Below are 19,512 nucleotides of genomic sequence, written 5' to 3' on the forward strand. Positions count from 1 at the left end.
TATGGAAAACAGGATAGAGTAAGAAAAGTGAATCTTAGTAGCGGATTTACATTAAGGGAGGCCCTTTGTATGGCAAAAACATTACAAGAACTTTTACAACATATTTCCGGGACGGTTGTTCAGGGAGAAACAGATCTTATCATTCAATCACTAGCCTATGATTCGCGAAAAGTAACGCCAGGCTGTTTGTTTATTTGTCTCAAGGGAGCTCATGTCAATGGTCATGACTTTATTGCGAAAGCCAAAGAGGCTGGCGCTGTTGCGGTCCTGGTGGAAGAAGACGTAGCAGTTCCTCAGGAGCTTACGGTTATTAAGACGGTCAGCACGCGTGAAGCGATGCAAACGGCAGCGCCTTATTTTTACGATTACCCTGCTCGCAAATTACGGATGATTGGCGTAACGGGGACGAATGGGAAAACAACAACAACCTACTTAATCAGACAGATTTTATTAGAGGCTGGCTATCAGGTTGGCGTGATCGGAACCATTCAAACCTTAATTGGCGATAGAACCTTGCCAGTAAAAAATACAACGCCTGATGTAATCGACTTACAACAGTTGCTTTGTGAAATGGTTGAGGCATCGATGGATTATGTCGTGATGGAAGTTTCTTCCCATGCTTTGGCTATGCAGCGAGTAGCTGGTTGCGAGTTTGACGGCGCTATTTTTACGAATTTGACACAAGATCATCTTGACTATCATAAAACCTTAGAAAATTACCGTGAAGCGAAAGCTCTTTTATTTAAGGGACTTGGCGAAAATGCGACGAAAGATAATAAATGGGCTGTGATTAATGGCGACGATGAAGCTGGCGCAGCCATGCTGGCAAAAGTAAAAAACAGCAAGGTTTTTACCTATTCAGCGCAGGGCAAAGGAAACTTGCAAGCTGTTGATATCGCTGTGAAAGCGCGGCAAATGCAATTTAGCGCCAAAGGCGACTTTGGTTCTATTGCGCTGCGTCTGCGGATTACGGGCCTTTTCAATGTTTACAATACGTTAGCAGCCATTGGCGCGGGTCTTGGCGAGAATGTTAAACCGGCAGTCATTCAAAGCGCCCTAGAAAAATTCACAACGGTTCCTGGTCGGTTTGAGCTTGTTGATGCCGGACAGAATTTTTCGGTGATCGTCGATTATGCTCACACGCCAGACGGTCTGGAGAATATTCTAAAGACAGCACAACAAATTTCTGAAGGACGCATTATTACGGTTTTTGGCTGCGGCGGCGATCGTGACCGCACCAAACGGCCGATTATGGGACGATTGGCGACAGAGTATTCTGATGTGGTAATTGCCACTTCCGACAATCCTCGTAGTGAAGATCCTTTGGCGATACTACAAGAAATTGCTGTTGGCATTGAAGCTGTTTTAACGCCGGAGAAAGAGTACCATATGATTCCCGATCGACGGGAAGCCATTGGCGCCGCCTTGCGCTTGGCCTGTGAGCATGATATAGTCATGATTGCAGGTAAAGGCCACGAAACGTATCAGATTTTAAAAGACAAAACAATTGATTTTGACGATCGCCAAGTGGTGCGTGAAATTTTAAAGGAGTTGAACTAATTGGCTAATTTTACGCTAGAAGAGGTTTGTCGCGCTACAGGCGGCACAAAACTCGGTCAAGTAAATTTGACCGAGTTTACTGGCGTGTATACTGATAGCAGAAAAGTCGTTCCCGGCAGTCTGTTTGTCGCTCTAAAAGGGGAAAACTTTGACGGTCATGCGTTTATTGCTGATGTCATTGCCAAAGGAGCTGCAGCGGTGATTGTGGATCGGCCTGTAGCTAGTACGGTAACAACGATTTTATGCGCTAATACGCTTAAGGCACTGCAGGATCTAGCTGCTTTTCATCGGCGGCGCTTTGCTATTCCGGTTATTGCCATTACTGGCTCTAATGGCAAAACAACGACGAAAGATATGCTTGCGGCAATTTTAGCCGAAAAATGGAATGTTGTAAAAACGCCAGGAAATTATAACAATGAGATTGGTTTGCCACTGACGCTCTTAGCTTTGACGAGTGAAACGCAAGTGGCTGTAGTTGAAATGGGAATGCGCGGCCGGGGACAAATTGCTGAACTGGCGGCGATTGCAGCGCCAACTGCGGCTATTGTAACGACAGTCGGAGAAACCCATATTGAACTTTTAGGGTCTTTAGACAATATTGCGGCGGCAAAAGCGGAACTCGTCGAGGCAATTGCTGCCGATGGTTTTGTTGTATTAAATAACGATAACCCTTATGTTGCCGCAATGGACTCCGTTGCGAAAGCTCCTGTCGCAACGTTTGGTCTTGCTGAAACCGCGTCAGTTCGTGCCCAAAATGTGGTTATGTCTCGCGATAAAATCACCTTTGACTGTATGACTGCTGCTGAGACTTTTGCAGTTGTTGTACCAGCTTTGGGTGAGCATAATGTATTAAACGCTTTAGCAGCAATTACGGCAGCGCAAAAACTTGGTTTAACAAGTGATGCGATCATTCAGGGAATGCTGCATTTTTCACCAAGCGGTATGCGTCTTGCCATGGAAGCTGCTGGCCCTTATCAAGTGATTAATGATGCCTATAATGCGAGCCCTGCTTCGATGAAAAGCGCCTTAGAGACGCTGAAAACGATTCATTCTGGGCGTAGAGTCGCTGTTCTTGCTGATATGCTAGAGCTTGGCGAACAATCGGTGATGCTACATCGCCAGGTAGGGGCTGTAGCGGCTAAGACTGTTGATTTGCTTGTGACACTCGGTGCATTAGGTGCAGAAATTGCTAGTGGGGCAAAAGAAGCCGGTCTCACCGCTGTTTATACTTGCAAAGATCATGGCGAAGTGGTGGCTGTGTTACGATCTAAGCTTACGCCAGAAGACCTTATTTTAGTTAAGGGATCGCGTGGTATGAAAATGGAACAAATCATTGCATCATTGCGAGACACATCTTCTCAAAACTAAGCTGCTTTGATGTTATGGAGGGTCAATATTTATGGTAGAAACAGGTTATTCTATGTATGGATCAGGTATTATTGCCTTAGTGACAGCACTTGTATTAGGTCCCTTATTTTTACCCCTGCTGAGACGGTTGAAATTTGGACAAAGCATCAGAGAGGAAGGCCCCAAGAGCCATATGGCTAAAGCGGGTACGCCAACCATGGGCGGTATTATTATTCTTGTCGCACTGACTTTGCCGATGCTCATATTTTTTCCGACAGACAGCAAAGTATGGCTTGCCTTATTTTTGACGCTTGGTCATGGTCTATTAGGATTTTTAGATGATTTTATTAAAGTGGTTCTCAAACGCAATTTAGGTCTTAAAGCCAGACAAAAATTATTGGGTCAAATTATTATGGCTTTTGCCCTCTGCTATGTAGCTACGGCGTTTTTTGGTCGCGGCACCGATATTTGGATTCCTTTCTTAGGAACCGATCTCGACTTTGGACCGTTTTATTACGTACTTATTTTTTTAGTGCTGGTAGGAACGACCAATGCCGTAAATTTAACGGATGGGCTTGATGGGCTAGCTGCCGGAACGACAGTAATAGCAGCGGCTGCTTACGCTTTTATCTGCTATTATTTTTTCGAAATATCCCTGGCCGCGTTTGCTTTGGCCGTAGCTGGCGCTTGTCTCGGCTTTTTAAAGTATAATGCGCATCCGGCAAAAGTGTTTATGGGCGATACGGGGTCTCTGGCTTTAGGCGGAGCTTTGGCGGCTATGGCTGTCATGACAAAAACCGAGTTCTTGCTTGTTCTAGTGGGCGGTGTATACGTAATTGAAACACTTTCCGTGATGATTCAAGTCGCTTCTTTTAAAACTACGGGTCGTCGTGTGTTTAAGATGAGCCCGATTCACCATCATTTTGAGTTGTCTGGCTGGTCTGAGCAGAAAGTAGTAACCGTTTTTTGGACGGCAGGGCTTATTTTTAGTGTAATTGCCTTAACTATATTGCTTTTAAGTCAAGGAGGTAAATAACAATGGATTTTAAGGATAAGAAAGTAATTGTGCTCGGTTCAGGAATCAGTGGTATCTCTGTAGCGCAAGTTTTACATCATCAGGGCGCTCATGTAACCTTAAGCGATAGCAGCCCTTTGGAAAAATTAAAGAAAGATCCTACTTTTTTACAAGAGTTAGGCATCAAACTTGCCATTGGCAATCAAGAGGAAGCGCTGTTAGATGATGTAGACTTTGTCGTTATTTCACCAGGCGTATCTATCTATATTCCTTTTGTAGCGGCAGCACAAAAGCGGCAGATTCCTGTGTTAAGCGAAGTGGAAATTGCCTACCAGCTTTGTCCGGCGCCGATTCTGGCGATTACAGGTACGAATGGTAAAACAACGACAACGACTCTCATTGGCGAAATGCTAAAAAAACATAAGCAAGAAGTGGTTGTAGGGGGAAACATCGGTCAGGCCCTGTCGGCTGAAGTTGAAGGAATTAGTAAAGAAGGACTTGTTGTAGCTGAAATCTCAAGCTTTCAGATGGAAGCGGCTAAAGATTTTAAGCCCCATATAGCGGCCATTTTAAATGTTACGCCAGATCATATCGATCGTCATAAAACGATGGATAATTATATTGCCATGAAAGAAAAACTCTTTGCCAATCAAAGCGACAAAGATTTCTTGGTCTTAAATTATGATGATCCGATTGTGCGCAATATGGCTGACAAAGCGAAAGGGCAAGTTTGCTTTTTTAGTCGCAAAGAAATTTTATCACAGGGAATTTATGTAAAAAATAATCAGATGCATATTTCCTGGCAGGGGCAAGAACTGCAGTTTTGCTCGCTGTCGGTCTTGAAAATTCCCGGCGCCCATAATGTAGAAAATGTTTTAGCTGCGGCTGCTGTTTCTTATTTGGCGGGTGTTTCGATTGGCGATATTGTGGATGTACTAGAAAGCTTCGAAGGGGTAGAGCATCGCATTGAGCCTGTAGTGACAATTCAAGGCGTTCCTTACTACAATGATTCGAAAGCAACAAATCCAGAATCGTCTATAAAAGCGCTAGAAGCTTTTGACGGCCATATTATTTTACTGGCAGGCGGTCGTGATAAAAATACAGATCTTACAGAATTTATGACCTTAATTAAAGAAAAGGTAGAGCATTTGATTCTGCTCGGAGAAGCCAAGGATCGCTTTAAAGCGGCTGCTGTGGCACAGGGTATTTCCTCCATTCATGAAGCTGGTTCTTTTGCAGAAGCTGTAGATTTAGCGCATAAAATTGCTCGTCCGCCGCATATTGTATTATTATCACCTGCCTGTGCTAGCTATGATATGTTTAAAAGCTATGAAGAAAGAGGCAGGGTCTTTAAGGAGCTTGTACGCTCCAAACAATAAGGAGGACGGTCTCTTTGGTCACTCGACACAAATCGCCTGACGGGATTTTGTTTTTTTCTGTTATCGCTTTACTCGCTATGGGAATTGTTATGGTTTATAGTTCTAGCGCCATTTCGGCCTATGCCAATTTTCATGACAGTTATTATTTCTTAAAGCGACAGATTATCTGGGCTTTTTTGGGACTTGTGACGCTTGGTTTTACCATGAACATAGAGTATCATAATTGGCGGAAATTAGCGGTGCCTTTGCTGGTTGCGACCATTTTGCTGCTGGTTTTGGTGCTTGTTCCTGGGTTGGGCCGCGTCGTCAATGGCGCACGACGCTGGCTCGGTTTTGGTTCTGTCTATCTACAACCTTCAGAAATAGCAAAACTCAGTATGGTTTTCTTTTGCGCTCATAGTTTAACAAAGGTGCAAGATAAAATAAGTAGTTTTCGCCACGGCCTTTTAGGGCAATTACTGATTTTACTGCTTGTTTTTGGGTTAATTCTAAAAGAACCGGATCTTGGCACAGCTCTTTCCATTGGCGGAACGGTTTTTATTCTACTGTTTGCCGCTGGGGCAAAGCTGTCCCATCTTGTTTCACTAGGAATTACTGGGGTAGCTGGAATTATTACAGCTATATTGCTTGAGCCTTATCGCTTAAAACGCCTTTTAGCTTTTAGCGATCCCTGGGCTGATCCATTAAATACGGGATATCATATTATTCAATCCTTGTATGCAATCGGTTCAGGCGGTTTATTTGGCGTAGGCCTTGGGCGCAGTCGGGAAAAATTTTTATATTTGCCTGAGCCTCATACTGACTTTATTTTTGCCATTTTAGGCGAAGAGTTGGGATTTATCGGTACGGTTACTGTACTCGTCTTGTTCTTTTTGTTTGCCTGGCGTGGCTTTCGTATTGCTATGGCCGCACCAGATTTGTATGGGAGTCTGCTTGCTGCCGGCCTTACGACGATGATTGTCTTACAGGCGCTAATGAATATGGCGGTTGTTACAGCATCCATGCCTGTCACTGGGATTCCACTTCCGTTTATTAGTTTTGGCGGGTCAGCGTTGATTTTCACGTTGGCTGGCGTTGGAGTTTTACTAAATATATCAAGATATGTCAGCTTGTGAGCTGGAGGTTATATTATGCGTATTATCTTATCAGGCGGTGGGACAGGCGGTCATATTTATCCGGCTGTTACGATTGCCAAAGCTCTTGAGGAACGGCTGGCAGAGCGCGGTGAGTCTTGCGAGATTTTATTTATCGGCACAAAACGAGGGTTAGAATCTAATATTATTCCTCAGGAGGGCTATGAACTTGCGACAATTGAAGTAGCAGGTTTTGAACGGCGGTTGTCGCTGCATAACCTGACGGTGGCTGCTAAAGCGATGTATAGTGTTGTGGCTGCTGCGAAGCTGATTCGTCGGTTTGGCGCCGATATGATTATCGGTACGGGCGGTTATGTTTGCGGACCGGTCTTGCTGGCTGGGGCACTGCTCCAAAAGCCCACATTGATTCAGGAGCAAAATGTCGTCGGCGGTGTTACGAATAAGATTTTATCGCGATTTGTTGATCGCGTTGCTGTAGGTTATGAGGAAGCGGCGGCATCATTTAATCATTCTTCAAAGGTTTTTGTTACAGGAAATCCCATTCGTCCGAATGTCCTGACGGCTGACCGTGAGGCCGCCTATCGCTCTTTAGGCCTTGATCCACAGAAGAAAACGATTTTAGTTTCTGGCGGCAGTCGCGGCGCCCGTACGATTAATCTTGCTGTTCTTGCGTTACATGAAGCGCTGCAGCACGATAAGGACAAGCAAATCTTGCACGTAACAGGTCAGAGCGAGTATAATAACATAGCTGGAATTTTAGCAGAAAAAGGCATAGGCACGGAAGGAACTGGAAATATTAAGGTCGTGCCCTATTTGCACAATATGCCGGAAGCTCTTGCTTGTGCTGATTTAGCGATTTTTCGTGCTGGCGCTATTGGTCTTGCAGAACTTACAGCGAAGGGAATTCCGGCTATTTTAGTTCCCTATCCTTATGCCGCTGAAAATCATCAAGAGTTTAACGCACGAATTTTAGAAAAACGTGGCGCTGCTGTGGTGATTCGCGATAAGGAGTTATCGGGAGAAAAACTGCTTAAGGCAGTAGACGCGTTGTTTGCTGAACCAAACAAACTTGCTCTTATGGCGCAAAAAAGCAAAGAGTTAGGACGGCCGCAGGCAGCCTATGTCATTGCCGATGAGGCTTTGCAGCTAACGGGTAGAGGTCGGAACGGCTCTAAGTAAAAGAGCATATTATAAGGTATCTGACAGCGCGTAGGAAAGGGGATAAAATTTTGCTCACATCGTTAAAGAAAATACACTTTGTAGGAATTGGCGGTTCGGGGATGAGCGCTATTGCTACAGTTTTGCTGCAGCTTGGCTATACGGTTTCCGGCTCTGATATAAGTCAATCGTCGACTACTGAAAAATTAGTTAAGCTAGGAGCTATTGTCCATACCGATCATAAAGAAGAACATGTTGCCTCGGTAGACGCGATTGTTGTATCTACAGCAATTGCACAAACAAACCCGGAAGTTGTGGCAGCTTCTGAACGGAAAATTCCGATTTTCCATCGTTCTGAAATTGTAGCATTTTTGATGAAATCTCGTTATGGGATTGCTGTTGCTGGCGCCCATGGCAAAACAACGACTACATCGATGATTGGCCTCATGGTTGAAAAAGCGGGCCTAGACCCCACTATTTTGATCGGCGGCGAGTTGGAATACATAGGCGGCAATGCCAAGCTGGGGCAGGGCGCTTCGTTAGTAGCTGAAGCGGATGAAAGCGATGGTTCTTTTTTGAAATTGTCCCCTAAAATTGCTGTAGTGACGAATATTGAAAATGACCATATGGATTATTACGGTACCATGGAGAATATCTTAGAAGCTTTCCGTCAATTCATGCTGCGTCTTCCGAAAGAAGAAGGCCTGGCAGTATTATGTTTTGATAATGCTCATATTCGGGCGCTGGCAGCTGGAATTGAGCGTCCCATTATTAGCTATGGGATTGAACAGAAGGCCGATATGATGGCAAAAAATATTCGCACGCAAGGTGCGACAACTCATTATGATGTTTATGAACAAGAGGCTTATTTGGGAACCATTACTCTGAATGTACCAGGCCGTCATAATGTTTATAATTCGCTGGCAGCTGTTGCCGTAGGGCTGAAGCTAGGTCTTACTTTCGAGCAGATTGCTGCAGGACTTGCAGAATTTCGCGGTGCGAAACGGCGTTTTCAGACCAAAGCGAGAACTGGCGGGATTTGGATTGTCGATGACTATGCCCATCATCCGACGGAAATTACAACGACACTCTTAGCCGCGCGGCAAACAGAGCCTAAACGGCTTATTTGTGTGTTCCAGCCCCATCGCTATTCACGGACGCAGCTGTTGCAGGAGCAATTTGGCGCTGCATTTGGACCTGCCGACGTATTAATTTTAACGGATATATACGCTGCTGGCGAAGAACCAATTCCTGGTATAAGCGGCGAAACAATCAAAGCACAAGTGGAACAGCAGACAAAGCGCTCTGTTGTCTATATTGCTGATTGGCAAAAAGTAGCTCGTTATTTAGCTGAGATTGTAGAACCAGGCGATCTTGTCATGACTATGGGAGCAGGCAATATTTATAAAGCCGGTGAAGAACTTGTAGAAAAATTAGTTCCTTAAATACCGGTTAGAGTTAAAAAGGGTGGTTGTACTTTTTCCGGGAGGGGAGACGATGGAGAAATTTATCGTCACAGGAGAAGTACAATTAAGCGGTAGGATTGCTGTAAGCGGCGCTAAAAATGCAACATTGCCGATTATGGCAGCCGCTCTCTTGTGTGAAGGAAAATCCGTACTTTATCAGGTTCCTAATTTGCGTGATATTGCGATGATGCAAAAAATTATGGAACTACTTGGCGCTAAGATCGTTCGCGATGGCGACAAGATGCTCATTGACACCTATTCGGTCAGTAAAACGGAAATTCCGGAGTTGCTCATGCGTGAGATGCGAGCGTCGGTCTTTTTGATGGGACCGCTCTTAGCACGGTTTCGCCGAGTTCGCTTGTCTTATCCAGGGGGCTGTGCCATTGGTCCGCGCCCAATCAATTTGCATTTAAAGGCGTTAGAGCATTTGGGCGCGCAGATTGAAGAATCCTGTGGTTTTATTGATGCGAAGGCCGACCAGCTTAAGGGCAATGAGATTACCTTTGACTTTCCCAGCGTAGGCGCTACCGAAAATGCCATGATGGCTGCTGTGTTGGCTAAAGGAACAACGATTTTGCATAATGCAGCGCGCGAGCCGGAAATTGTCGACCTAGAACGATTTTTAAATTCTATGGGCGCCAAGGTGAGTGGCGCTGGCACTGATAGCATTGCCATTGACGGTGTGACCAAGCTGCATGGGGCTGAGCATCGGATTATGCCTGATCGCATTGAAGCAGGCACGTTGCTGTTAGCGGGAGCCGTTACGCAAGGCGATGTAGAAGTAACAAATATTCATCATTCCTATTTATTTTCTGTGATTGATAAACTGCGCGAACTAGGCGCTCGAATTTCCTATTATTCCGACTCGATTCGCTTGCAGGCAGGAATGCTTAGCGGGATCGATGTAAAAACGCTGCCTTACCCTGGCTTTCCTACGGATTTACAGGCGCCGATGTTGTCGGTACTGACTGTGGCTAAAGGAACCAGCGTGGTTTCTGAAACAATTTTTGAAAATCGTTTTAAGCATGTCGACGAATTAATTCGTATGGGAGCCAAAATTCAAGTAGAAGGGCGGACCGCGATTATTCGCGGTGTTCCCTATTTGTGTGGCGCCAGTGTAGCAGCGCCAGATCTTAGAGCAGGCAGTGCTCTGGTGCTGGCAGCTCTTGCTGCTGTCGGAACGTCTGAGATTCACCAAGTGTATCATATTGATCGCGGGTATGAACGATTGGAAGAAAAGCTGCAGCAATTAGGTGCGGCTATTGTGCGTAAAGAGTCTGATTAAGCTGTTTCAGAAAAAGGAGAGGCAATCATGAAAACAAAAAAAATTGCAGTTGTTATGGGTGGACCATCAGCCGAAAGGGAAGTTTCTTTAAATACCGGCGGCGCTATTTTGTCAGCGCTGCAAGAAAAAGGGTATCAGGCTGTTGGCATTGATCTTGATCCAAAACAGATTATTCATCAGTTACAAGCGGAAAAAATCGACATTGTCTTTAATGCCATTCATGGCAAATTCGGCGAAGATGGCGCGTTGCAGGGTGCGCTTGATATGATTGGACTTCCTTATACAGGTTCTGGCGTTTTAGCGAGTGCTGTGGCTATGGATAAAAGTATATCAAAGCGCTTATTTGAAGCGGCAGGTTTGCCCATCGCGCCCTCGATGATTTATGATAAGACCGCGTCTTCGTTAGAAGCTATTTGCAGCGATATCAAGGCTCAATTTGCTTTTCCCCTTGTTGTAAAAGCAGCAGAGCAAGGTTCCAGTATTGGTGTATATATTTTACAGCAGGCCGATGAATTACCGAAAGCGGTGGAAGAAGCTTTTAGTTATTGTCGCCATATTGTCGTAGAAAAATTTATTGATGGCATGGAATTAACGGTTGGTGTTATCGGCAATACTACGGCTGAAGCTTTGCCAATTATCGAAATTGTGCCTCATTCAGGCTGCTATGATTATCATTCGAAATATACTAAAGGCGCTACGGAATATATCGTACCAGCCCGCATCGATGAGGCTACAACGAAAAAAGTTCAAAGACTGGCGGAACAAACCTTTTCGTTACTTGGCTGTCGTGGTGTAGCTCGCGTTGATTTCATGATGGATAAAGCGGGAAATCCTTATATTTTAGAAGTGAATACAATTCCTGGTATGACGTCAACAAGCTTAGTGCCTAAAGCGGCCGCTTCAGCGGGTTTATCCTTTGCCGATCTATGTGAGAAATTACTGTATATGGCGGTTGAATAAAAGAAACAGGGAAAGCGGCCCTTGTGGCTGCTTTTTTTATTTTATATTCTCAGCCTGCTGCGGTATAATACAAAAAGAAGCTAAGGCGAAAGGAGGGCGGCTTGGTGAGTAGTACATCAGAACGGCTCAAAGATGTAAGAGCAGCGCGGCGATCGATGGTGGTACGCCGGGTTATAGCAGTACTTATGCTCATTTTATTTTTAATCGCTGCTTATTTATTTGTGAATTCGGCTTATTTTATGATTGGCGAAGTCAAGGTAACAGGTAATAAATATATGACAAGTGATGAAATCTTATCCGTTGCGGGAATTCCGGAAAAATCAAATATTTTTCGCCTAAACGTAGCCAATGTACAGGATCGGCTCACGAAAGACTTGCGCATTGCTTCTGTTAATATTAGCCGCAGCTTTCCCTCGACGCTAGTATTAGAGGTAGCAGAACGTCAGCCTTATGCTTATATAGCGACAAATTATGGTTTTGTGGAAGTGGACAAAGAGGGAATGGTACTAGCCGCTTCTCGGACGCTAAAAAACATGAATGTACCCATCATTACCGGGATTAAACTAGGAAATCTCTATGTAGGTGATCAAATACAAAGTGAACCTGTGAAACAATCCCTTGAATTTCTTAGTGCGTTATCAGATCAAAGTCTTAATTTATTGTCAGAAGTGAACATTAGTGATCCGCAGCAGCTTCAAGCGCTTACGATTCATTCGGTGCAAGTTCGGATTGGGCAACCAGAACGGCTTAGTGAAAAAGCCCAATTTGCGAATCAAATCTTGAGTGAAATTGGCGATAAGACAGGGCTTGCTGAATTTATTGATTTACGGTATGCTACTCCATATATTAAATTTATTCAAAGCCCAGGAAAGTGAGAGGAGAGGACTAGTTTGACAGCCTTAAGGCAGGGACAGGTAGCCATTGCACTTGTTTGTGTTGTGCTTGGTATTATGCTTGCCGTACAATTTCGTACAACGCAGGATATCCGTTCATCAATTCCATTTCAGCGGATTGAAGATCTATCACAACGACTGAACCAAACAGAAAAAGAGCGCGATTCTCTGTTAAAGCAAGTTCAAGAAATGCGGCAAGCCAGCGGGAATGAGACCGCAGCAAAAGAAAGTCAAAATATTCGTATGGGAGCAGGCGTAGTGGCGCTAGAGGGTCCTGGTATTATTGTTTCTATTGATGATAGTAAACGCCCTACAAAACCTGGTGAAAATCCTAACCTTTATTTAATTCATGATGAAGATATTTTAAAGGTGATTAATGAACTAAGAGCTGCTGGCGCTGAAGCGATTTCCATTAATGAACAACGAATTATTGCTACATCGGAAATTCGTTGCGCCGGTCCGACCTTATCAGTTAACAACACGCGCTATTCACCGCCTTATGAAATTCGAGCCATCGGTGACGGAGCGACTATGGAAAATTCGCTGAAAATGCGTGGTGGTGTTGTTGAGACGCTTCAATTTTGGGGTATTCAGGTAACGATGAAAAGGCAAGAGCAAATTTCGATTCCTGCCTATAAAGGCCCCTTCCGCTTTGACTATGCAAAGCCAAAGGAGGATAGCCCATCATGATGCTACCGATTGGCGGTCTTATTTTAGGCATTATCTTAGGAAGCTTAATTCCCTTTAGTTTACCAGCAGAGTATGCTAAATTCATGTCTGTGGCGTTATTGGCTTCCCTTGACAGTGTTTTTGGCGGTTTGCGTTCTGCTTTAGAAGAAAAATTTGATAATACGGTTTTCATTACCGGGTTTTTTACCAATGCGTTGCTTGCTGCCGGTTTAGTATTTATTGGTGAGCGATTAGGCATTGATTTGTATTATGTTGCTTCGTTAGCTTTTGGTTTACGAGTTTTTCAGAACTTAGCAATTATTCGACGGTATTTCTTAAAGAAATAAGAACAAAATAGCAATAGAAAAAAGGAGATAGGCTTTTGCCTATTTCTCCCTTTTCTATGCGCTAAAAGTAGTAAGACTTTTGTCTCAATTTTATTCCGTTTCATAAGCAGGTGTTGTTTCGGAACTAATTTCACAAGGCGCCTCTGGCGTACTTTCTGCTAACACCTGTTTGGCAAAATCACTAAATTCGTCATTATTTCCTAAATTTTTACCATTCCAAAAGGGATATAAGGGATGTTTGAAGTCTTTCATGCGCCATTTCACCTCCTGTTTTTTCGTTATTATTGTTTCCTGTCGGAGGCAGAACATGTCATGAAAATATTCGCTTTTTTCTCGCTAAAAAAAGGGAAAACGCCTCTTATGTTGAAACATTAAGGAATGAAACATAATCAAGTTCGCAGTGAGGGACACAGGCATTATGAGGCAAGTATTAGCAATTGATATTGGAACAAGTCAGGCAAAGGTATTAGCAGGAAAGGCCGTTGACGGCAAAGTGGAGATTTTGGCCAGTGCCGTAGCGCCGATGCAAGGTTACTATAAGGGTAAATTTGAGCAGATTCCCGCAGTGGTTGCTGCAGTACGCCAAGCTGTGGAATGTGTCACTACAGCCGTAGCTGGGCCGTTTGAATGTACCTATGTAGGAATTGGTGCGGCTATTTTACAATCAGACAATTTGGAGGGATCTGTGGCGCCGATGCAGCCGCAGAATGTATCAGAATCCGATGTGGAACGAGCCTGCCGAGCGTCCGTAGCCGCTTTATCATCGGAACAAGCTGTTTTGCATATTATTCCTGTTGAATATAGTCTTGATAAGCAGGTTTACAAGGATTTTCCGCAAGGGAAGGCTTGTCATTCGCTGCGTGTAAAAACTCATGTAATTTCCATGCCCAAAGCGTTAAAAAGTCAGCTAAATGCCGAGCTTGCACGGCAGTCGATTCCGGTAAGCGGCTTTGTAGCAAATTCTTATGCAGCTCTTTTGGGCTTAAAAGAAGAAATCAAGCAACAGGAAGCTTTAATTTTTGATTTAGGGGCTGGTACGGCCGATGTAAGCCTGTTACGGCAAGGGCAGCTTGTGTTATCAACGTCTTTGCCCTATGGTGGCGACTATATTACCAGCGATTTATCACAAGCTTTTTCAGTAACTTTAGAGCAGGCAGAAGGAATAAAAAAATATTATGCGAAATTAGATAAAGGGTTATATCGTCAGAATATTATGTTGGATTGCGATGACTCTATGGGGCTGAAGGAAAAAATCGCTTATGATTTTTTGCATGATATTATCGAAAGCCGCACGGAAGAGCTAGTGTATCTGATGAGAGAAGACATAAAAAACTATCTACCACAGGAAGCCGACGTATGGGCGAAGGCTGCTGTGTATATGACAGGGGGATGTGCGCAGTTATCCAGTTTTATTGAGCAGATCGAAAAACAGTTTACCTTAAAACCAGAGGTGATTATAGCTCATAGGATGCCGCAAGAATATCAAGCTCTGACAAGTAGTGCAGTCTATGGTGTGCTCTGCTATGCAGCCGATAATTTGTCACCAGAGTATAAGGTACCGTCTACTTGGCAGTTTGTCGTAAATAAAGTGAAAAATATGTTTGGTTCATGACCATGCAAGGATATAAGGAGGAACATCATCCATGCTTGAATTCGATATGGATTTAGATCAGTTTGCCAAGATTAAGGTTATTGGAGTTGGCGGCGGTGGCAGTAATGCCGTGAACCGCATGATTACCGCCGGACTTAAAGGTGTGGAATTTTTAGCAGTAAATACAGATGCACAGGCGCTTTTATTGTCGCAGGCTCAAAATCGGATTCAAATCGGTGAAAAATTGACTAAAGGTCTTGGCGCTGGAGCAAATCCCGATGTCGGTGAGCAGGCGGCTCAGGAAAGTCGTGAAGAAATCATTAAAGCTTTGCGCGGAGCTGATATGGTGTTTGTTACCGCAGGTATGGGCGGCGGAACGGGAACTGGTGCTGCGCCTGTAGTTGCTGAGTGTGCGAAAGAAGTCGGAGCTTTGACGGTGGGAGTCGTGACAAAACCCTTTTCCTTTGAAGGGCGCCGTCGTCAAAATCAGGCCGAGCGCGGTACTGCTAAGTTGAAAGAAAAAGTGGATACACTCATTACCATTCCTAACAATCGTCTTATGCAAGTTGCTGACAAACGCACGTCCATTATGGATGCCTTCCGTATGGCCGATGATGTACTTCGGCAAGGTGTACAAGGCATATCTGATTTGATTGCCGTACCTGGTCTAATCAATCTTGATTTTGCCGATGTAAAAACGATTATGCTGGAAACCGGTTCTGCTCTGATGGGCATTGGGGTTGGCAAAGGCGATGATCGGGCGTCTGTAGCTGCCGAAGCTGCGATACGCAGCCCTTTACTGGAAACTTCCATTGAAGGCGCCAAAGGCGTGTTGTTAAATATTACTGGTGGTTCCAGCTTAGGTTTATTTGAAGTGAATGAAGCGGCAGAAATCATTCAAAATGCTGCCGATCCAGAAGCGAATATTATTTTCGGTGCGGTTATTGATGAATCTTTAGAAGAAGAACTACGCGTCACAGTTATTGCTACAGGATTTGATAAACCGCTCGCAAAACCAGCACCAACGCCTAAAGCAGGTGAAGCTCCTGTTTTAGAATTTAAAGGGCGCGACTTAGAAATTCCTACATTTATGCGCCGCTAATAAAAACAACATAAGTACATAAAAACCAGTCAAGAGTCATTTCTTGGCTGGTTTTTTCATGTTTTGACGGTTTCCTTAGCCTTTCGAATTACAAAATTTTAACAATTCCTTTGTTATAATAGGCATAGCTTCCGGAGCGAAACCATATCATCTATGAGGCAGTCTTATGATTATTTATTTTGATGAACTGCTTTTATTAAATTTTGTCTTAAACAGCTTGATTTTATTTTTTACAGCGTGGGTTTCTGGCGCGCCTTTTTTACCTGTGAGAGCCTTTGGAGCCGCTTTACTGGGCTCTGTTTATTCACTAGGTGAAGTCTTGCCCCAGCTTGCTTTGCTATATGAGCCGTTAAGCAAGCTAGTCCTTTCGTTTTTGTTAGTCCATATTGCCTTTGTCTGTCAAACTTGGCGGCAAATGACGCGGATGCTTCTCATTTTTTGGTGTACTTCTTTTGTCTTTGGCGGCGCCATTTTGGGTTGGCACTTTTTTTGGCAATCCGCGTTTTCCTGGACCGAGGCGCAACCCTTCGAGTTTACTCTTTCACAAATTATTGGAGGAGGTGTAATTGGCGGAAGTTGCATTTTAATTTGGTCAAAAGGTTTTTTACAGCAATTTCGCCATGAAAAACTCTACTTTCCTGTTACGATTTGTTATGAAGAAAACAGTATTGTACTGAAAGGCTACCTAGATACAGGGAATGCCCTGTATACGCTAGCCGATCATCGTCCGGTGTTAATTGTAGAGAGCGGCGCATTACGGGAGTTTTTACCAGCTTCGCTGCTTGATGGGTTGCGTAAAAGGCCGGAAGAAATTTTTAGCGATATATCACAGCAAAATATGGCGATCGCTAATCGTTTAGAACTTGTTTATTGTCAGGGAATTGTCAAAACGGAGATGCTGATGGGGTTTCGTCCTGATAAGATTATGATTCAGCAGAGTTCCTATCAAGTGGTTCTTGCCCTCGTTCCCGGCCCTTTGGCTCCTGACGGTTCTTATCAATTGTTGCTTCACCCTGCCGTAATGGCAGAGTTGTAATGAAGAAGGAGGCGGGCCTATGTTTACAAAGTGGCCAATGATGAAATTTTACGTAAAAGTAAAAATAACGGCGATTCTTCTTTCCCTAGGTGCTAAAAGAACCAATTCACTATACTATGTAGGCAGTACCGAAGTGCTGCCACCGCCGCTATCGAATGCGGAAGAGATGTTTTTAATGGCTAAATTGCAAAAAGGGGACGGGGCTGTTAAAAGTGTGTTTATTGAACATAATCTACGGCTTGTAGTCTATATCGCCAGAAAGTTTGAAAATACGGGCGTGGGAATTGAAGATTTAGTGAGCATTGGTACCATCGGTTTAATTAAGGCAGTAAATACCTTTGACCCGATTAAACGGATTAAGCTCGCAACCTACGCTTCGCGTTGCATAGAAAACGAAATTTTAATGTATTTACGGCGGAATTCGAAGATTCGCTCTGAAGTGTCCTTTGATGAGCCCTTAAATATTGACTGGGATGGCAATGAGTTATTGCTTTCCGATGTATTAGGAACAGATAATGAGATCATTTATAAATCAGTTGAGGAAGAAGTCGATAAAACCCTGTTATACACAGCTATGAATCGGCTTACTGGGCGCGAGCGGAAAATCATGGAGCTTCGATTTGGTTTATTAAATGACGGCAAAGAAAAAACTCAGAAGGAAGTAGCCGATCTTCTGGGAATATCACAATCTTATATTTCTCGCTTGGAGAAACGGATTATTCAAAAAATGAAAAAGCACATGAAACAATTAGAGTAGGGGGGACCGTCATGGCTAGTGTGTTTTTAAACCCCGGGCATGCGCCAGCAGGCGATCCCGATCCCGGCGTGGTAAATGAGAGGTTCAACCTGCGGGAATGTGATATTGCTTTAACAGTAGCTAAGCAGACAGCCGCTTATTTAGAAGCCGTAGGCTATGCGACAAGGGTTTTTCAGCATGAATCAGGGGATACAATCGTCAAAGAAGCCAATGCTGGTGACTATGATGTGTTTGTAGCCATTCATTGTAATAGCTCTGAGGATAATTCAAGCTGCGGCACAGAATCGTGGTATTATCAGGGATCGACGGCAGGGGCGCAACTAGCGATGCGCAGCCAGAGTCAAATCGTCAATTCTCTGCCAGTGGCTGATCGGGGCATTAAAACCATTTCTGGTGACAATGATCGCTCGGTGTTAGCTTATACAACAATGCCTGCCTGTCTGATTGAACTGGCTTTTTTGTCTCATGAGGCGGATGCCAAACTGCTTGCTGCCAGCGACGGTCAGGATCAGTTTTCTCGGGCGATTGCCAGAGCGATTAGCGATTACTTTGTATTTTCAAAAAAGTGAGTGTAGATTTAAAATTTAAACAATAACCATTATCATTTACAAATCAATAGACGAGGACTATAATAACCTCACAAGGTATTTTTGTTGGGAAAGAAGGGAATTATATGAACCATACATATTGTGAAAATGGCTACTGTGAGGTTATAGAGAAAGATCATGCTTCAAACAATAGAGTCTCTTTGCAAGATAAACTTCTGTTTGTTGGTGTAACAGCTCTGTTATTTGCGATCACTGGCGTTGTTATATTCTATGGCGCAGCTCAGGGCGTTTATGTTGATTTAACTTCCCTCAGCTAATTGATAGGTCTTGAATCTGTTTAGCATTGTATTCAAAAAGTCATTTCTGGCCGACGTATAAGCGACTAGAAATGACTTTTTGCTATTTTAGCGAGAGTTTTATGTCCACTGTGGATGTAAGGCTCTCTTTTTTTGTATAAAAACACGGCAGTTCGTTCATACTGATAAGAGTAAACATATTGAATAAATGGGAAAAAAAGGTGGTGGTAAGCTTGATTAATAAAGTGGAAATTTGCGGTGTGAATACAGCGAAGCTCCCGGTGATTTCAGCAAGTAAAATGCGAAATATGTTTGAACGCCTCCAATCCGGTGAGCTTCCTTTGCGAGAAGAATTGATCCATGGCAATTTACGGCTGGTCTTGAGTGTGATTCAGCGTTTTAATAATCGCGGTGAATATGTCGACGATTTATTTCAAGTTGGCTGTATCGGCTTGATTAAAGCAATTGATAATTTTGATCTTAGTCAAAATGTAAAGTTTTCGACTTATGCAGTTCCGATGATCATTGGTGAAATTCGCCGCTATTTGCGCGATAATAATCCAATTCGAGTTAGTCGCTCTATGCGTGATGTTGCGTACAAGGCATTGCAAGTAAGAGACTCGCTTGTGGCCAAGTTTGCCAGAGAACCGTCCATTCATGAAATTGCGGCAGAGTTACAGGTGCCTCGCGAAGAAATTATCTTTGCTCTTGATGCGATTCAAGAGCCCATTTCTCTGTTTGAACCGATTTATCATGACGGCGGCGATCCGATTTATGTTATGGACCAAATTAGTGATGACAAGCATATTGATATGAGTTGGCTAGAAAGTGTGGCGATCAAAGAAGCGTTGCGAAAATTAAATGATCGGGAAAAACACATACTGACTTTGCGTTTTTTTGAAGGGAAAACCCAAATGGAGGTCGCTGATGAAATCGGTATTTCACAGGCGCAAGTATCGCGTCTGGAAAAAGCAGCGTTAACTCATATGCGTAAGCATGTTTAAAGCGG

Annotated in this window: 20 protein-coding genes; 19 read left to right on the plus strand and 1 reads right to left on the minus strand. The window is 43.8% G+C overall.

The genetic code is table 11. The annotated features are described in order from the left end of the window. Positions 1-69: 69 nt before the first annotated feature. From AC0NJP_RS02380 to AC0NJP_RS02435, 12 genes are all read left to right on the plus strand, one after another. The gene (locus AC0NJP_RS02380) at positions 70-1,560 is read left to right on the plus strand and encodes a UDP-N-acetylmuramoyl-L-alanyl-D-glutamate--2,6-diaminopimelate ligase (RefSeq protein WP_474698648.1); all 1,491 of its coding nucleotides are present in this window, start codon (positions 70-72) and stop codon (positions 1,558-1,560) included. Then, positions 1,561-2,928 (plus strand): UDP-N-acetylmuramoyl-tripeptide--D-alanyl-D-alanine ligase, encoded by a 1,368-nt coding sequence (locus tag AC0NJP_RS02385; protein WP_474038415.1) that lies wholly within the window; start codon positions 1,561-1,563, stop codon positions 2,926-2,928. A 31-nt stretch (positions 2,929-2,959) separates the two neighbouring features. After that, a complete protein-coding gene (mraY, locus tag AC0NJP_RS02390; protein ID WP_474038416.1) occupies positions 2,960-3,943 on the plus strand; it encodes a phospho-N-acetylmuramoyl-pentapeptide-transferase in 984 nt (327 codons plus the stop codon). Between the two features lie 2 nt (positions 3,944-3,945). Next, entirely contained in the window at positions 3,946-5,301 is a 1,356-nt protein-coding gene (gene murD / locus AC0NJP_RS02395; protein WP_474698649.1) for a UDP-N-acetylmuramoyl-L-alanine--D-glutamate ligase, read from the plus strand. Positions 5,302-5,315: 14 nt separating this feature from the next. Continuing rightward, complete coding sequence (gene spoVE, locus AC0NJP_RS02400; RefSeq protein ID WP_474038418.1) at positions 5,316-6,416, plus strand: stage V sporulation protein E; 1,101 nt, start codon at positions 5,316-5,318, stop codon at positions 6,414-6,416. Positions 6,417-6,431: 15 nt separating this feature from the next. After that, a complete protein-coding gene (gene murG / locus AC0NJP_RS02405; protein WP_474698650.1) occupies positions 6,432-7,574 on the plus strand; it encodes an undecaprenyldiphospho-muramoylpentapeptide beta-N-acetylglucosaminyltransferase in 1,143 nt (380 codons plus the stop codon). A 50-nt stretch (positions 7,575-7,624) separates the two neighbouring features. Then, positions 7,625-8,998, plus strand: coding sequence for a UDP-N-acetylmuramate--L-alanine ligase (murC, locus tag AC0NJP_RS02410; RefSeq protein WP_474698651.1), 1,374 nt, complete (start codon positions 7,625-7,627; stop codon positions 8,996-8,998). Positions 8,999-9,050: 52 nt separating this feature from the next. Then, positions 9,051-10,304, plus strand: coding sequence for a UDP-N-acetylglucosamine 1-carboxyvinyltransferase (murA, locus tag AC0NJP_RS02415; protein ID WP_474698652.1), 1,254 nt, complete (start codon positions 9,051-9,053; stop codon positions 10,302-10,304). 27 nt (positions 10,305-10,331) lie between these two features. Beyond that, a complete protein-coding gene (locus tag AC0NJP_RS02420; protein ID WP_474698653.1) occupies positions 10,332-11,264 on the plus strand; it encodes a D-alanine--D-alanine ligase family protein in 933 nt (310 codons plus the stop codon). A gap of 104 nt (positions 11,265-11,368) precedes the next feature. Next, entirely contained in the window at positions 11,369-12,139 is a 771-nt protein-coding gene (locus AC0NJP_RS02425; protein ID WP_474038423.1) for a cell division protein FtsQ/DivIB, read from the plus strand. A gap of 15 nt (positions 12,140-12,154) precedes the next feature. Further along, entirely contained in the window at positions 12,155-12,847 is a 693-nt protein-coding gene (locus tag AC0NJP_RS02430) for a DUF881 domain-containing protein (RefSeq protein ID WP_474038424.1), read from the plus strand. Further along, positions 12,844-13,173, plus strand: coding sequence for a small basic family protein (locus AC0NJP_RS02435; protein ID WP_474038425.1), 330 nt, complete (start codon positions 12,844-12,846; stop codon positions 13,171-13,173). Before AC0NJP_RS02430 ends, AC0NJP_RS02435 begins: the two co-directional genes overlap by 4 nt. 90 nt (positions 13,174-13,263) lie before the next feature. Here AC0NJP_RS02435 and AC0NJP_RS02440 read toward each other — a convergent pair whose 3' ends face one another. Continuing rightward, a complete protein-coding gene (locus AC0NJP_RS02440; RefSeq protein WP_474038426.1) occupies positions 13,264-13,425 on the minus strand; it encodes a hypothetical protein in 162 nt (53 codons plus the stop codon). Between the two features lie 166 nt (positions 13,426-13,591). Between AC0NJP_RS02440 and AC0NJP_RS02445 the strand changes: the two genes are divergently transcribed. The 7 genes from AC0NJP_RS02445 to sigG all read left to right on the plus strand — a co-directional run bounded on the left by AC0NJP_RS02445 (position 13,592) and on the right by sigG (position 19,507). Continuing rightward, a complete protein-coding gene (locus AC0NJP_RS02445) occupies positions 13,592-14,785 on the plus strand; it encodes a cell division FtsA domain-containing protein (protein WP_474038427.1) in 1,194 nt (397 codons plus the stop codon). 31 nt (positions 14,786-14,816) lie between these two features. Continuing rightward, the gene (gene ftsZ, locus AC0NJP_RS02450; RefSeq protein ID WP_474038428.1) at positions 14,817-15,866 is read left to right on the plus strand and encodes a cell division protein FtsZ; all 1,050 of its coding nucleotides are present in this window, start codon (positions 14,817-14,819) and stop codon (positions 15,864-15,866) included. A 166-nt stretch (positions 15,867-16,032) separates the two neighbouring features. Continuing rightward, positions 16,033-16,902: a sigma-E processing peptidase SpoIIGA gene (locus AC0NJP_RS02455; RefSeq protein ID WP_474038429.1), complete on the plus strand. Its 870-nt coding sequence runs from the start codon at positions 16,033-16,035 to the stop codon at positions 16,900-16,902. Between the two features lie 19 nt (positions 16,903-16,921). Beyond that, positions 16,922-17,659: an RNA polymerase sporulation sigma factor SigE gene (gene sigE, locus AC0NJP_RS02460; RefSeq protein WP_474038430.1), complete on the plus strand. Its 738-nt coding sequence runs from the start codon at positions 16,922-16,924 to the stop codon at positions 17,657-17,659. Between the two features lie 11 nt (positions 17,660-17,670). Beyond that, positions 17,671-18,228: an N-acetylmuramoyl-L-alanine amidase family protein gene (locus AC0NJP_RS02465; protein WP_474038431.1), complete on the plus strand. Its 558-nt coding sequence runs from the start codon at positions 17,671-17,673 to the stop codon at positions 18,226-18,228. A 104-nt stretch (positions 18,229-18,332) separates the two neighbouring features. Next, positions 18,333-18,524 (plus strand): hypothetical protein, encoded by a 192-nt coding sequence (locus AC0NJP_RS02470; RefSeq protein WP_474038432.1) that lies wholly within the window; start codon positions 18,333-18,335, stop codon positions 18,522-18,524. A gap of 203 nt (positions 18,525-18,727) precedes the next feature. After that, positions 18,728-19,507 (plus strand): RNA polymerase sporulation sigma factor SigG, encoded by a 780-nt coding sequence (gene sigG / locus AC0NJP_RS02475; RefSeq protein WP_474038739.1) that lies wholly within the window; start codon positions 18,728-18,730, stop codon positions 19,505-19,507. Positions 19,508-19,512 lie beyond the last annotated feature (5 nt).

The organism is Pelorhabdus sp. sgz311002, assembly GCF_056134285.1.

Coding starts and splice junctions, on each gene's coding strand:
- AC0NJP_RS02380 (WP_474698648.1), top strand. CDS start 70: ATGGCAAAAACATTACAAGAACTTTTACAACATATTTCCGGGACGGTT.
- mraY (WP_474038416.1), top strand. CDS start 2,960: ATGGTAGAAACAGGTTATTCTATGTATGGATCAGGTATTATTGCCTTA.
- murD (WP_474698649.1), top strand. CDS start 3,946: ATGGATTTTAAGGATAAGAAAGTAATTGTGCTCGGTTCAGGAATCAGT.
- murG (WP_474698650.1), top strand. CDS start 6,432: ATGCGTATTATCTTATCAGGCGGTGGGACAGGCGGTCATATTTATCCG.
- murA (WP_474698652.1), top strand. CDS start 9,051: ATGGAGAAATTTATCGTCACAGGAGAAGTACAATTAAGCGGTAGGATT.
- AC0NJP_RS02420 (WP_474698653.1), top strand. CDS start 10,332: ATGAAAACAAAAAAAATTGCAGTTGTTATGGGTGGACCATCAGCCGAA.
- AC0NJP_RS02435 (WP_474038425.1), top strand. CDS start 12,844: ATGATGCTACCGATTGGCGGTCTTATTTTAGGCATTATCTTAGGAAGC.
- AC0NJP_RS02440 (WP_474038426.1), bottom strand. CDS start 13,425: ATGAAAGACTTCAAACATCCCTTATATCCCTTTTGGAATGGTAAAAAT.
- AC0NJP_RS02445 (WP_474038427.1), top strand. CDS start 13,592: ATGAGGCAAGTATTAGCAATTGATATTGGAACAAGTCAGGCAAAGGTA.
- ftsZ (WP_474038428.1), top strand. CDS start 14,817: ATGCTTGAATTCGATATGGATTTAGATCAGTTTGCCAAGATTAAGGTT.
- AC0NJP_RS02455 (WP_474038429.1), top strand. CDS start 16,033: ATGATTATTTATTTTGATGAACTGCTTTTATTAAATTTTGTCTTAAAC.
- sigE (WP_474038430.1), top strand. CDS start 16,922: ATGTTTACAAAGTGGCCAATGATGAAATTTTACGTAAAAGTAAAAATA.
- AC0NJP_RS02465 (WP_474038431.1), top strand. CDS start 17,671: ATGGCTAGTGTGTTTTTAAACCCCGGGCATGCGCCAGCAGGCGATCCC.
- AC0NJP_RS02470 (WP_474038432.1), top strand. CDS start 18,333: ATGAACCATACATATTGTGAAAATGGCTACTGTGAGGTTATAGAGAAA.